Genomic DNA, 13360 nt, shown 5'->3' on the forward strand with positions numbered 1-13360 from the left:
TTCTGCAGCACGGTGAGCCACGGGAACAGCGCGAAGGTCTGGAACACCATCGCGACGCCTTCGGCCGGGCCGTTCAGCGGCTTGCCGAGATAGGACACCTCGCCGCCGGTCGGCTCGATCAGGCCGGCGATGATCCGCAGCAGCGTCGACTTGCCGGAGCCCGAGCGGCCGAGCAGGCCGACGATCTCGCCTTCGCGCAGCGACAGGTTCGCGTCGTCGAGCACCAGCAGCTCGCCCTGCGTCTTGTTGAAGCCGCGGCAGACGTGATCGACGCGCAGGATCTCCTCACCGAGACGCGGCGGCTGGTTCGTCTGGACGGGGGCGTTTACAGCATTCGGATTTTGCATCGCGTTTCGCTCTCAATCGGTCTCAGTCGAGCCGCAGCTTCGCTTCGGCGAAGGCATACAGCGGGCGCCACAGCAGGCGGTTGAACAGGGTGACGAACAGGGACATCACGGCGATGCCCAGGATGATCTTCGGGAAATCGCCGGCGGCGGTGGTTTGCGCGATATACGCACCGAGGCCGTGCGCCTCGATCTTGGTATCGCCCCACTGTACGAACTCGGACACGATGCTTGCGTTCCACGCGCCGCCCGAAGCGGTAATGGCGCCCGTCACGTAGTACGGGAAGATGCCGGGCAGGATCGCCTGCCGCCACCACTGCCAGCCGCGGATGCGGAAATTCGTCGCCGCTTCGCGATAGTCGTTCGGGTAGGACGTTGCGCCGGCGATCACGTTGAACAGGATATACCACTGCGTGCCGAGCACGATCAGCGGCGACAGCCAGATGTCCGGGTTCAGGTGGAATCGTGCGATCACGATCACGAACACCGGGAACAGCAGGTTGGCCGGGAACGCGGCGAGGAACTGCGCGAGCGGCTGCAGCTTCTCGGCCAGCCTGGGGCGCAGCCCGACCCACACGCCGATCGGCACCCAGATCACCGACGCGATCGCGATCAGCACGACCACGCGCAGCAGCGTGATGAGCCCGAGCACGAACACGTGGCCGACCTCGGCCATCGTCACGCCGGTCGCCACGAAGCTGATGACCCGCCACACCACATAGGCCGTGCCGATCAGCACGAGGACCGCCCACGCGATGTCGACGGTGCGCGACGCCTTCTTCTCGACGCGCGGCAGCGTGAAGCGCATCGCGCCCGACAGCGGCATGCGCAGCGGAATCCGCGCCGCCTTCGCGAAGAACCAGCCGGCCGGCACGAGCAACTGATGGATCAGGCGCGTGCGGCGCACGAGATCGAGCAGCCACGACTCCGGCGCATTGCCCGAGCTCGTGTTTTCCATGCGGAACTTGTCGGCCCATGCGACGAGCGGACGGAACAGGAACTGGTCGTACGCGAGGATCACGAGCGTCATCGTGAGGATCACCCAGCCGATCGCACCGAGGTTCTTGTCCGAGATGGCCTGCGCGAGATACGCGCCGATCCCCGGCAGCGTGATGGTCTGGTTGCCGACCGTGATGGCCTCCGACGCGACGACGAAGAACCAGCCGCCCGACATCGACATCATCATGTTCCAGATCAGGCCCGGCATCGAGAACGGCACCTCGAGCTTCCAGAAGCGCTGCCACGCGGTCAGGTGAAAGCCGCGCGACACTTCGTCGAGATCGCGCGGCACCGTGCGCAGCGACTGGTAGAAGCTGAACGTCATGTTCCACGCCTGGCTCGTGAAGATCGCGAAGATCGCCGCGAGCTCCGCGCCGAGCACGCGGCTCGGGAACAGCGCGAGAAAGAACGTGACCGTAAACGAGATGAAGCCGAGCACCGGCACCGACTGGAGGATGTCGAGGATCGGGATCAGCACCATGCCCGCGCGGCGGCTCTTGGCCGCGAGCGTGCCGTAGATCAGCGTGAACACGAGCGACGCGACCATCGCCGCGAGCATCCGCAACGTGGTGCGCAGCGCATATTCGGGCAGGTTCGACGGATCGAGCGAGATCTTCTGCGTCTGCAGCACGCCGATCGGCGCCATCGTTTCGTGGAAGCCGACGACCGCCATCGCGATCAGGCAGATGATCAGCGGAAACGCGATGAAATCCCACCGGTTCGGCAGAACGCGCCACGCGGACGCGTTGGCGGTCCGGTTCGGATTGAAGAATCCGACGTCCATCAGGCGCCCTCCCCGGTAAGGCCGGACCCAGCCGGCAGTCGATGTTGATTCATGGCAAAGCGCACGGGCGCGGTAATTCGATTGACTGACGATCTCGCGCACGCGCGCCGGCCGAGCCGGCCCGCGACGGCACGACACTACACCAACCTGTATTTCAGCTACAACCGTCCGGGGACGGAGCGGGCGGCGCACGATCGTGCCCGGCAAGCGGGCGAACGGCGGGGGCGCGGGACGGGCACAACCCGGCCGCCGCCTTTCGGCCGGCATGCAGGCCCGAATTATGCCGCGATCCGGCCCGGCCGTGAACCCGCCAGCCGCACGCCGACGCAAACCATGTCGGGCATCAGCAGCCGGATACGACTAAGCGGGTATGATCAGGGTTAGCCCCCGGGGCCCGGTGCGGCCGTTCTCGCGGCAACGCAGGCGCGTTCCCCGAGTCATCAGGCCCCGGGGATCGACCGACGAGCGGGAGGAAAGGGAATGGCAGGAAACTTGGTGATCGTCTGCCGCGATCAGGATGCCGACGCGTTCTATGAGCTGATGCAGGAGTACGGGACGTTCCAGACACGGCTGTCGTCGACGGCGTGGTACCTCAACATGAACGTCGTGCCGGAATCGCTGCAGGAGGAAATCCTGGAGCGTCTCGGCCGGTATACGACCGTCTACATCTTCGAGGCCACCACCGTGACCTACAACACCATCGACAGCAACGCGGCCGAGACCCTCGGCTCGCTGTTCGGCGAATGATGCCATGCGGCGCCGGCCCGGCCGGGCTGGCGCCGCAGCCGCTTATGCGGCCTGGGCGTGCGGTTCGTCCTTCGGCACGGCCTCGAACGGGAACGTCATCGAGACGCGCAGGCCGCCTTCGGGGCGGTTGCCGATGTCGCACGCCCCGCCCAGCCTGAGGACGAGCCGCTCGACGATCGCGAGCCCGAGCCCGCTGTGGCCGTTGCCGCCGCGTGCGGGATCGAGTCGCACGAACGGCCGCGTGGCCGCCGCGAGATCGCGCGGCGCGATCCCGCCGCCGCTGTCGCTGACCGACAGCACGTAGCCGGCCGACGTGCGCGCCGTCTCGACCAGCACCGGCGGCGCGCCATAGGCATGCGCGTTGTCCAGCAGGTTCGACAGGATCCGGTCGAGCGTCGCCGTCGGCAGGCGGAAACCCGGATCGGCGTCGAGCCGCGTCTGCACCGTCGGCGCGTTCGGCGCGACCGCGCGGTAGCTGCGCGCGATCCGCTCGCACGTCTGATCGACCGGCACCGGCTCGCTGCGATCGGAGCCGCCGTGCGCAAACACCAGGAACTGGTCGACGATGTGCGACATCGAGTCGACATCGCGCACGACGCCGTCGCGCAACCGGACATCATCCATCATTTCCGCACGCAGCCGCATCCGCGCAAGCGGCGTGCGCAGATCGTGCGCGACGCCCGCCAGCATCACCGCCCGATCGCTCTCGGCCTGCGACACCTGCTCCACCATCTGGTTGAAGCCATGCGTGAGCTGGCGCAGCTCGCGCGGGCCGCGCTCGCGCAGCGGCGGCACCGGCTGCCCGCGGCCGAAACGCGCGACCGCGCGCGCGAGCGAACGCAGCGGCTGCTGCAGTTGCCATGCCGCGAACAGCGCGGCGATCACGCCGGCCGAGAAGATCGTGCCGAGCCACAGCAGCATCCGGTCGAGCGAGCGCGGCGGCCGCAGCGGCTGCACGGGTACCACGATCCAGTTGCGGTCGGTCGGCTCCTTCACCCACAGCACGGGCGGATGCCCGGGCGCGCCGATCTCGACGCGCGTGCCGGGCGGCATCCGCTCGCTCACGTCGTCGCGGAACCGCTTGAGCGACGCCGGGAGATTCGCCGGGTCGCCGTTCGGCACGTCGGCGCTGCCCGGCGTCACCAGCCGCACACGCGACGGCAGCGGCTGGTCGGGCGTGCGCTCGACGTGCTGGCGCACCGCGTCGACCAGGAATGCGGCCTCTTCGACCGCGTAACGCGTCTGCATCTGGTTGCGCTCGAGCCGCATCGCGAAAAACCACGCGAAATGCGACAGGAGCAGAACCCCGACGACGAGCAGCGCCAGCCGCCCGAACAATGAATCAATGGGTTTGCGCATGGGCCTCGCCGTCAGGCACGAACACATAGCCGCGCCCGCGTACCGTCTGGATGAAGCGCGGCGTCGACGGATCCGTTTCGAGGATGCGGCGCAGGCGCCACACCTGGACGTCGATCCCGCGATCGGTGCCGTCGTACTCGGGCCCGTGCAGCAGCTCGAGCAGCCGCTCGCGCGTGAGCGTGCGCAGCGCGTGGTTCACGAAAATCTTCAGCAGCGCGAATTCGCTGCTCGACAGCGTGGCCGGCTTGCCGTCGACCGACAGCGTGCGTGCCTGGAAGTCGAGCAGGAAGCGGCCGAACGCGAACGGCTCGCGCTGCTCGGGCGCGGCCGCGGACGGCGTCGCGCGGCGCCGGCGCAGCACGGCCTGCACGCGCGCGAGCAGCTCGCGCGGGTTGAAGGGCTTGCCGAGGTAGTCGTCCGCGCCGAGCTCGAGCCCGACGATGCGGTCGACGTCGTCCGCCCGCGCGGTCAGCATGATCACGGGGATGTCGTCGCCCGCCGCGCGCAACTGGCGCAGCGCGGTCAGGCCGTCGACGCCCGGCATCATCAGGTCCAGCACGATCAGGTCGGGGCGCTCGCGCTCGAGGCGCTTCTCGAGCGTCGCCGCGTCGTGCAGCACGGACACCTCCATCCCCTGGCGCACCAGATAGTCGCGCAGCAGGTCACGGAGTTCTTGGTCGTCGTCGACGATGAGGATCTGGGTAGTCATGGCTCGAAGTTTACCGCGCGAGGGCGGAGTCAAAGAACGAAAGAAAGGGACGAAAGGGTTACTGCGGGTTACGGCGCAAGGGAAGTGTAATGCACGGTAACCGGGCCGATGCCCCACGTAACACCGGCCCGTGCCTACATCGCTAACCTGCGTCTTACCGGATGCATGACGCGAGTTTCCCGCGCCGCATCGCCGGACCCTTTGGATACAAGGAGTTTCTGAAATGTATAAGAAGACTTCCCGCGTGGCCATCGCAGCCGCCACTCTGCTCGCTCTCGCATTCGGCTCGGCGCACGCCGCACAACCCGGCGACATGCCGCCGCCGGGCGGCCCCGGCATGCACCGGATGCACGGCGGGCACGAAGGCGGCCCGTTCGGCGTGATCATGAAACTGCACGACCAGCTGAAGCTCGACGCGGCGCAGGAGCAGCAATGGCAGACGGCCATCAACACGATGAAGCAGAATCGTGACGCGATGCGCAAGAGCCACGAGCAGATGCGCGAGCAGTTCAAGGCGCAGCAGAACCAGCCGATCCTCGACCTGAGCGCGATGCACGCCGCGCGCCAGCAGGCCGAGCAGCAGAACGCGCAACTGCGTGAACAGACGTCGGCCGCATGGCTCGCGTTCTACAACGGCCTGAACGACCAGCAGAAGACCACGGTCAGCACGGCGCTCAAGCAGCAGTTCGCGAAGATGGAACAGCGCCACGAAAAGATGAAGGAACGCTGGCAGCAGCATCGCGCGGCCAAGGCCGCGTCGGCGCCGGCGCAGTAAGCCGGCCGGCCGCTCCACGGGGCGGCCCCGAAGGGGGACGCGGGCACGAGCCCGCGTCCCCCTTTGTCATTCACGCGACGTCGAACAGCAGCACCTCGGCCGCCCGGCCGCGCGCGAACGCCACCGCGTCCACGCCGCCGATCCGCGCGCCGTCGCCCGCGGCCAGCGCGCGGCCGTTGACCTCGACGTCGCCGCGCACCACGTGCACGTAGGTGCTGCGCCCGGCCGGCACATCGAACGCCGCCGCCTCGTCGCCGTCGAGCAGCCCCGCAAATATGCGGGCGTCGGCTCGCATCGGCAGCGCACCGCCGCCACCGTCCGGCGCCGCGACGAGCCGCAGCCGGCCGCGCTTGTCGTCGTCCGCGAAGTGCGTCTGCTCGTAGCCGGGCCGCCCGCCCGGCCCGGCCGGCGCGAGCCGGATCCGCAGCAGGCGCAGCGGCCGGTCGCACGACGCATTGGTTTCGCTCAGCATGATGCCGGTGCCGGCGCTCATGCACTGCACGCCGCCCGCGCGAACGATCGCCCCGTTGCCGAGGCTGTCGCGATGCGCGAGCGCGCCGTCGAGCACGTAGGTGACGATCTCCGCGTCGCGAAAAGGCCGCATCCCGTAGCCGCGGGTCGGCGCGATGCACTCCTCGTTCAGCTCGCGCAACGCGCCGAGGCCCGGCGGCGCGCCCCTCCCGGCGGAACAGGGAAAGCTGTGCAGGAATTCGTGCCAGCCATGGCTGCGCTGGTCGCGATCGGCCGCGCGGCGGATCTGGAACATGGGGCGGACACTCCGTGAGACGCGTTGTTCTGGCATGTCCGACACTGTATGGGTGTGCCAATCGCGCCACAATCCGCCGCTCGTGCACTGCATCGTTGCATCTGCGATAGCAATCAAAGCAATGTCCCTTGCGAATACGACGATTGCCGCAACAGCCGGTTCGACGCACCGAAGAATCAGCCGGTCGGCCCGGATTGCCGGTTTCCGGGTATCGCGTTCGGGTAAAATACCGCCCTTTTGGCGATCGCCCTTCCGGCGGCCGCCATCGCCAGAGCGCCGTCCGGCGAATTTTGGCCGTCTAGAATACGCCGCGGCGCCCGGTCCAGCCGGCCGCGAGCGCCCCCGGAAAGTCAGCAACAGAAGGATGCAAATGAAGAAGGCCGCCCTGTGCGCCGCCCTCGCCCTCGTGGCGGGCAGCGCCTTCGCGAAGGAGTGGAAGACCGTGCGGATCGGCGTCGACGCCAGCTACCCGCCGTTCGAGTCGACCGCGCCGAGCGGCGAGATCGTCGGCTTCGACGTCGATCTCACCAAGGAAATCTGCAAGCGGATCAACGTGAAATGCGTGTGGGTGGCGCAGGATCTCGACGGCATCATCCCGGCGCTGAAGGCGAAGAAGTACGACGTCATCGTGTCGTCGCTGACCGTCACGGACAAGCGCCGCGAGCAGATCGACTTCTCCGACAAGGTGTACGACGCGCCGGCGCGCATGATCGCGAAAACCGGCTCGCCGCTGCTGCCGACGGTCGCGTCGCTGAAGGGCAAGCGCGTCGGCGTCGAGCAGGGCTCGACGCAGGAAACCTACGCAAAGGCTTACTGGGAGCCGCAGGGCGTGACGATCATTCCTTACCAGAACCAGGACCAGGTCTATGCGGATCTCGGCTCCGGCCGTCTGGACGCGACGCTGCAGGACGAACTGCAGGCCGACTACGGCTTCCTGCGCACGCCGCGCGGCAAGGGCTTCGCGTTCGCCGGGCCGGAAGTGAAGGATTCGAAGACGATCGGCGACGGCACCGCGATCGGCCTGCGCAAGGAAGATACGGACCTGAAGCTCAGGATCAACCGGGCGCTGGCCGACATGCACAAGGACGGCACGTACGACCGGCTGTCGCACAAGTACTTCTCGTTCAGCGTGTATTCGGCTCCGGCCCGCTGAGCGTCGAAGCGCAGCAGCAACGGATGCGGGGGCGGCCCCGCGTCCGCGGCAGTACAGGCAGTCAACCACGCGCCGCCCGCCCCCATGCCCGCCGCCCGCGCGACGGGCTGGCCCGGCACCGTTGCCGGGGCGGACGGTCATGATACGCACGGGGCGTTCCGCGCAGCTTGGCGGGCGCGTCTTTCGCGGCGCACCGCGTGCGCCCTCAGGGACCACACCAGGGACCACATATGTTTCTACAAGGTTACGGCCCGCTGATCCTCGCAGGCACCTGGCAAACCGTCAAACTGGCGGTGCTTTCGCTTGTGCTGTCGTTCCTGCTGGGCCTGCTCGGCGCCGGCGCCAAGCTCTCGCGCAACCGCGTGACGAACGGCATCGGCACCGTCTACACGACACTGATCCGCGGCGTGCCCGACCTCGTGCTGATGCTGCTGCTGTTCTACAGCCTGCAGATCTGGCTGAACATGGCCACCGACGCGCTCGGCTGGGACCAGATCGACATCGACCCGTTCCTCGCCGGCGTGCTCGTGCTCGGCTTCATCTACGGCGCGTACTTCACCGAGACGTTCCGCGGCGCGTTCCTGTCGGTGCCGCGCGGCCAGCTCGAGGCCGGCAGCGCATACGGCATGACGAACTGGCAGGTGTTCACGCGGATCATGTTCCCGCAGATGATGCGCTTCGCGCTGCCGGGCATCGGCAACAACTGGCAGGTGCTCGTGAAGTCGACCGCGCTCGTGTCGATCATCGGCCTGGCCGACGTCGTGAAGGCGTCGCAGGACGCCGGCAAGGGCACGCTGCGGTTCTTCTTCTTCACGCTGATCGCGGGTGCGGTCTACCTCGCCATCACGACGATCTCGAACTTCGTGCTGATGTGGCTCGAAAAGCGCTACTCGACCGGTGTCCGCAAGGCTGACCTATGATCGAACTCATCCAAGAATACTGGCGCAACTATCTCTACACCGACGGCTATCGCACCACCGGCGTCGCGATCACGCTGTGGCTGCTGGTCGTGTCGATCGGCCTCGGCTTCTGCCTGTCGGTGCCGCTCGCGGTCGCGCGCGTATCGAAGAAGAAGTGGCTGTCCAGCGCCGTGTGGCTGTACACGTACGTGTTCCGCGGCACGCCGCTCTACGTGCAGCTGCTGCTCTGCTACACGGGCCTCTACAGCCTGCAGGCCGTGCGCGGCACGCCGATGCTCGACGCGTTCTTCCGCGACGGGATGCACTGCACGCTGCTCGCGTTCACGCTGAACACCTGCGCGTACACCACCGAGATCTTCGCGGGCGCGATCAAGGCCACGTCGTACGGCGAGATCGAGGCCGCGCGCGCGTACGGGATGTCCACGTTCACGATGTACCGCCGCGTGATCCTGCCGTCGGCGCTGCGCCGCGCGCTGCCGCTGTACAGCAACGAAGTGATCCTGATGCTGCATGCGACGACGGTGGCCTTCACCGCGACCGTGCCGGACATCCTGAAGATCGCGCGCGACGTGAACTCGGCGACCTACATGTCGTTCCACGCATTCGGCATCGCCGCCCTGCTCTACCTCGCGATCTCGTTCACGCTCGTGTGGCTGTTCCGCCAGGCGGAGCGTCGCTGGCTCGCTTATCTGCGCCCGCAAGGCAAGTAAGTTTTCGCAGGACTATTGATGAATTCCCAGACTCAAAAGCTTTTCGTCGACGATCTGCACAAGCGCTACGGCGACAACGAGGTGCTCAAGGGCGTGTCGCTGAAGGCGAACTCGGGCGACGTGATCAGCGTGATCGGCTCGTCCGGCTCCGGCAAGAGCACCATGCTGCGCTGCATCAACTTCCTCGAGCAGCCGAACTCGGGCCGCATCTTCGTGGACGGCGAGGAAGTGCGCACCGCGCTCGACAAGACGGGCGCGCTGCGCGCGGCCGACACGAAGCAGCTTCAGCGCGTACGCACCAAGCTCTCGATGGTGTTCCAGCACTTCAACCTCTGGTCGCACATGAACGTGCTAGAGAACGTGATGGAAGCACCCGTGAACGTGCTCGGCATTTCGAAGAAGGAAGCCGAGGCGCGTGCGCGCGAATATCTCGAGAAGGTCGGCCTCGCGCCGCGCGTCGAAAAGCAGTATCCGTCGCACCTGTCGGGCGGCCAGCAGCAGCGCGTGGCCATTGCGCGCGCGCTGGCGATGCATCCGGACGTGATGCTGTTCGACGAGCCGACGTCGGCGCTCGACCCTGAACTGGTGGGCGAAGTGCTGAAGGTGATGCAGAAGCTGGCCGAGGAAGGCCGCACGATGATCGTCGTTACGCACGAGATGGGTTTCGCGCGCAACGTGTCGAACCACGTGATGTTCCTGCATCAGGGCCGCGTCGAGGAAGAAGGCGTGCCGTCCGAGGTGTTTGCCAACCCGAAGAGCGAACGCCTGCGCGGCTTCCTGTCGGGCAGCCTCAAGTAACGCACGTCGCGCATGACGCTCGAACGGGCGCCCGCGGTTCGCCGCGCGGCGCCCGTGTCGCGTTTACGCGGCGCTCACCGGCGCGTTGTCGGCGAACGCGCGCAGGGCGTCGCCGGCGAGCCGGTAACGCACCCACTCGCTCTGCGGCGCCGCGCCGACGCTCTCGTAAAAGCGGATCGCCGGCTCGTTCCAGTCGAGCACGCTCCATTCGAAGCGCCCGCAGCCCGATTCGACCGCGATCCGCGCGAGCGCCTTCAGCAGCCGCAACCCGGCACCCGCGCCGCGAAAGCGCGGCGACACGTACAGATCCTCGAGATACAGCCCCTGACGGGCCAGCCACGTCGAATACGAGAAGAAATACACGGCGAAACCGGCCGGCTCGCCGTCGACCTCGCATATCAGCGCGCGCGCCGGCGATCCCTCGCCGAACAGGCTGCGCTCGAGCGACGCGGGCGTCGCGACCACTTCGTGCTCCGCCTTCTCGTAGACGGCCAGCTCGGTAATGAAACGCAGGATCAGCGGCACGTCGGCGACGGTGGCGCAACGGATGTCGATTTGCACGGGATGAGCCCTCCTCCGGCCCGGACTTGAAACGGAAAGCGGCGCCGCACAGCCGCGCTGGCGCCGATCGAACCGTCATGCTACGGTCATGACGCTACTGCAGGAAGTGCAGTTTCTTCATTCCGATCTGAACATGATGCATCCCGATCTGCGCCGCCTCGACCTGAACCTGCTGCTCGTGTTCGACGCGCTGTATCGCCACCGATCGGTCGCCGCGGCCGCGCACGAGCTCGCGCTGAGCCCGTCCGCATTGAGCCACGCGCTCGCGCGGCTGCGCGACGCGATCGGCGACGCACTGTTCGTACGCCTCGGCAACGAGATGCAACCGACCGTGCGCGCCGACGACATCGCCGCCTGGGCCGGCGACGCGCTCGACGCGATGTCGAAGGGGCTCGCCCGCGCACGCCGCTTCGATCCCGCGCAGAGCGACCGCACGTTCGTGTTCGCGGCGAGCGACTACACCGCATTCGCCGTGCTGCCGGCGTTCCTGGCACGCATCCAGCACGTCGCGCCGCGCTTGCGGATCCGCGTCGTGCATTCCGACCGGAAGATCTCCGTCGACGAACTCGCGGCCGGCCGCATCGATTTTGCGCTCGGCTACCACGAGGAATCGGCGGCCGATGCGCCGGGCATCGAAGACTTCGACTGGTTCTCCGACGACTACGTCGTGATCGCGAGCGCCGCGCATCCGGACATTCGCCGGCGGCTGACGCTCGACCAGTACCTGGCCGCGCGCCACGTAGTCGTCACGCCGTGGAACGAGTCGCGCGGCGTCGTCGACTACGTGCTCGACCGGCTCGGCCTCGCTCGGCAGGTCGCCGTGCAGTTGCCGAGCGTACTGGCCGCGCCGTTCGTGATCGCGGAATCGGCGCTGCTGATGACCGTGCCGAACCGCGCCGCGCAGGCGCTGCGGCACGCGGCGCCGATCCGCATCTTCCCCGCGCCGTTCGAGATCCCGCGCTACACGGTGAAGGTCTACTCGCACGCGAAGCATGCGCGCACCGATGCGCACCGCTGGATTCGCGCGCAGTTGCTCGATGCGCGGCCGGCGCCCGGCTGAACCCGGCGCGGCGCGCGCCTTGCCTTGCGTGGCGCCCCGAGACAGGCGCCGGCAGGCGACGTCCTGCGGTCGCCATTCATTACGAATTCCTTTCCAATTACTCACTTTCGGCGCTTACGCCCGCGCCCCGGCAACGTCAATAGTGGCAATCCTTGACCCATGTTCCCGGAATTCGTGTCTCCCTTGCGCGACAAGGGTTTTCCGTTAATTGCAAACCCTTGACGCCCCCGTTGCGCACCGTGTTGCATGGCAATTTGGCGACATGTGTTAGTCAAACAACGATTTCCATCGCCACAAAATTGTATTTTTGCTAAATTAGTAACCAAAGTAGCAAAACGAAGTTCGTGAAATGTAGTTTAGCTTCACGACACTACAAGGAGACCCCGCAGGCCGACCCGGCTGCGCGGGACCGCTCAACGGTTTTCCGTCCGCTTGCCCGCGTGCCGCGCTTACCGGCCCTGCACGAGGTCTCCCTGGTTATCCCGCTTTTGCCCGGGCGCGCATGCTCCGGGCATCTCGTGCAGTCTGGGTTGACTTTTTGACAGGGTATGGAGGAGATGATGAAGAAAGCTTTGGTCGCGGCCGCGCTGATGGCTGCTGGGGTGGTGACGGCGCACGCGCAGAGCAGCGTCACGCTGTATGGCCGCCTGGATGCGGGCATCGAGTACCTGAACGGCCTGCAAAACGGCCACCAAGTGCGCGCGGAAAGCGGCGACTGGGGCACGAGCCTGTGGGGCTTGAAGGGCACCGAGGACATCGGCGGCGGCAACAAGGTCCTGTTCCACCTCGAAGGCGCATTCAACACGATGACGGGCGGCTTCAGCGGCTCGATCTGGGATCGTTATGCCACGGTCGGCATCTCCAACGACCGCTACGGTACGCTGCTGCTGGGTCGCGAACTCGCGATCGCCAACGGCGTGTGGGACTTCGACCCGTTCGGCCAGTCGGCCTGGTCGACCGCCTCGCTGGTGCGCGGCCGTAACTGGAACAAGACGAGCAACAACGTTTCGTACCAGTCGCCGTCGCTCTACGGCCTCGACTTCTACGGCCAGTTCTCGTTCTCGAACTCGACCAGCTTCAACGGCAACACGACGGCCGGCCAGCCGGGCCGCGCAGCCGGCGCACAGGTCACCTATACGAACTCGCTGTTCCAGTTGCGCGGCATCTACGACGAAACGCGCGACAGCAACGGCCACTTCTCGGACGTGTTCAACTACTCGCGCGAATACTTCGCGGGCGTGAACGTGTTCCTCGGCCAGTTCAAGCTGCAGGCGGCCTACCAGGCATCGCGCGCGGACGGCAGCGGCGGCCCGGCGGTCAACGCCGGCATCACCGGCACCCAGCAGGTCTGGGGCGGCGTGACGTGGCAGGCAACGCCGGCGGCGGCGCTGATCGCGGCCGCGTATCACGTGAACGCGAACAACGGCGGCGGCAACGCGAACATCTACACGGTCGGCGGTTCGTACAACATCTCGAAGCGCACGCTGTTCGACCTGCAGGTCGCGACGGTGCGCAACAGCAAGAATGCGAACTTCGGCCTGAACGCGAACGGCGCCGGCACGGCCGTTTCGACCGGCAACCCGAATCCGGGCGGCAGCCAGACCGGCGTCTACGCCGGCATCCAGCACCTGTTCTGATCGGGCGCCGTCAAAGAACGATTCGGCAACACTTTCCA

At 67.0% G+C, this 13360-nt stretch carries 14 protein-coding genes; 8 read left to right on the plus strand and 6 right to left on the minus strand.

The genetic code is table 11. The annotated features are described in order from the left end of the window. The coding region (locus GQ56_RS0109245; RefSeq protein ID WP_031398391.1) for an ATP-binding cassette domain-containing protein at positions 1-347 on the minus strand (347 nt) is incomplete at its 3' end. 22 nt (positions 348-369) lie between these two features. Beyond that, a complete protein-coding gene (locus tag GQ56_RS0109250; RefSeq protein ID WP_031398392.1) occupies positions 370-2127 on the minus strand; it encodes an ABC transporter permease in 1758 nt (585 codons plus the stop codon). Between the two features lie 480 nt (positions 2128-2607). Between GQ56_RS0109250 and GQ56_RS0109255 the strand changes: the two genes are divergently transcribed. Next, the gene (locus GQ56_RS0109255; protein WP_031398393.1) at positions 2608-2874 is read left to right on the plus strand and encodes a double-stranded DNA-specific endonuclease; all 267 of its coding nucleotides are present in this window, start codon (positions 2608-2610) and stop codon (positions 2872-2874) included. Between the two features lie 42 nt (positions 2875-2916). Here GQ56_RS0109255 and GQ56_RS0109260 read toward each other — a convergent pair whose 3' ends face one another. Both GQ56_RS0109260 and GQ56_RS0109265 read right to left on the minus strand, forming a co-directional pair. Further along, positions 2917-4233, minus strand: a complete 1317-nt coding sequence (locus GQ56_RS0109260) for an ATP-binding protein (protein ID WP_031398394.1) — start codon at positions 4231-4233, stop codon at positions 2917-2919. Further along, positions 4217-4942 (minus strand): response regulator, encoded by a 726-nt coding sequence (locus tag GQ56_RS0109265; RefSeq protein ID WP_006493394.1) that lies wholly within the window; start codon positions 4940-4942, stop codon positions 4217-4219. Before GQ56_RS0109265 ends, GQ56_RS0109260 begins: the two co-directional genes overlap by 17 nt. A gap of 223 nt (positions 4943-5165) precedes the next feature. Here GQ56_RS0109265 and GQ56_RS0109270 point away from each other — a divergent pair, with 223 nt between their 5' ends. Then, complete coding sequence (locus GQ56_RS0109270; protein WP_031398395.1) at positions 5166-5717, plus strand: periplasmic heavy metal sensor; 552 nt, start codon at positions 5166-5168, stop codon at positions 5715-5717. 70 nt (positions 5718-5787) lie between these two features. Here the strand turns inward: GQ56_RS0109270 and GQ56_RS0109275 are convergent, their stop codons facing one another. Continuing rightward, positions 5788-6483 (minus strand): pirin family protein, encoded by a 696-nt coding sequence (locus GQ56_RS0109275; protein WP_031398396.1) that lies wholly within the window; start codon positions 6481-6483, stop codon positions 5788-5790. 370 nt (positions 6484-6853) lie between these two features. Here GQ56_RS0109275 and GQ56_RS0109280 point away from each other — a divergent pair, with 370 nt between their 5' ends. From GQ56_RS0109280 to GQ56_RS0109295, 4 genes are all read left to right on the plus strand, one after another. Beyond that, the gene (locus GQ56_RS0109280) at positions 6854-7636 is read left to right on the plus strand and encodes an ABC transporter substrate-binding protein (protein ID WP_031398397.1); all 783 of its coding nucleotides are present in this window, start codon (positions 6854-6856) and stop codon (positions 7634-7636) included. Between the two features lie 230 nt (positions 7637-7866). Further along, positions 7867-8556: an ABC transporter permease gene (locus tag GQ56_RS0109285; RefSeq protein ID WP_031398398.1), complete on the plus strand. Its 690-nt coding sequence runs from the start codon at positions 7867-7869 to the stop codon at positions 8554-8556. After that, positions 8553-9266 carry an ABC transporter permease gene (locus GQ56_RS0109290; RefSeq protein ID WP_031398399.1) on the plus strand — a complete coding sequence of 238 codons (714 nt, stop codon included), beginning with the start codon at positions 8553-8555 and terminating at the stop codon, positions 9264-9266. The genes GQ56_RS0109285 and GQ56_RS0109290 overlap by 4 nt, the downstream gene beginning before the upstream one ends. Before the next feature lie 18 nt (positions 9267-9284). After that, positions 9285-10064 carry an ABC transporter ATP-binding protein gene (locus tag GQ56_RS0109295; RefSeq protein ID WP_031398400.1) on the plus strand — a complete coding sequence of 260 codons (780 nt, stop codon included), beginning with the start codon at positions 9285-9287 and terminating at the stop codon, positions 10062-10064. A gap of 63 nt (positions 10065-10127) precedes the next feature. On the opposite strand, the gene GQ56_RS0109300 is transcribed toward GQ56_RS0109295, so the two are convergent. Continuing rightward, positions 10128-10625: a GNAT family N-acetyltransferase gene (locus GQ56_RS0109300; RefSeq protein WP_031398401.1), complete on the minus strand. Its 498-nt coding sequence runs from the start codon at positions 10623-10625 to the stop codon at positions 10128-10130. 133 nt (positions 10626-10758) lie between these two features. Here GQ56_RS0109300 and GQ56_RS0109305 point away from each other — a divergent pair, with 133 nt between their 5' ends. Beyond that, positions 10759-11685 (plus strand): LysR family transcriptional regulator, encoded by a 927-nt coding sequence (locus GQ56_RS0109305; RefSeq protein WP_031398402.1) that lies wholly within the window; start codon positions 10759-10761, stop codon positions 11683-11685. Positions 11686-12242: 557 nt separating this feature from the next. Continuing rightward, a complete protein-coding gene (locus GQ56_RS0109310) occupies positions 12243-13322 on the plus strand; it encodes a porin (protein WP_031398403.1) in 1080 nt (359 codons plus the stop codon). Positions 13323-13360 lie beyond the last annotated feature (38 nt).

This window comes from Burkholderia paludis (genome assembly GCF_000732615.1).
GTDB classification, from domain to species: domain Bacteria; phylum Pseudomonadota; class Gammaproteobacteria; order Burkholderiales; family Burkholderiaceae; genus Burkholderia; species Burkholderia paludis.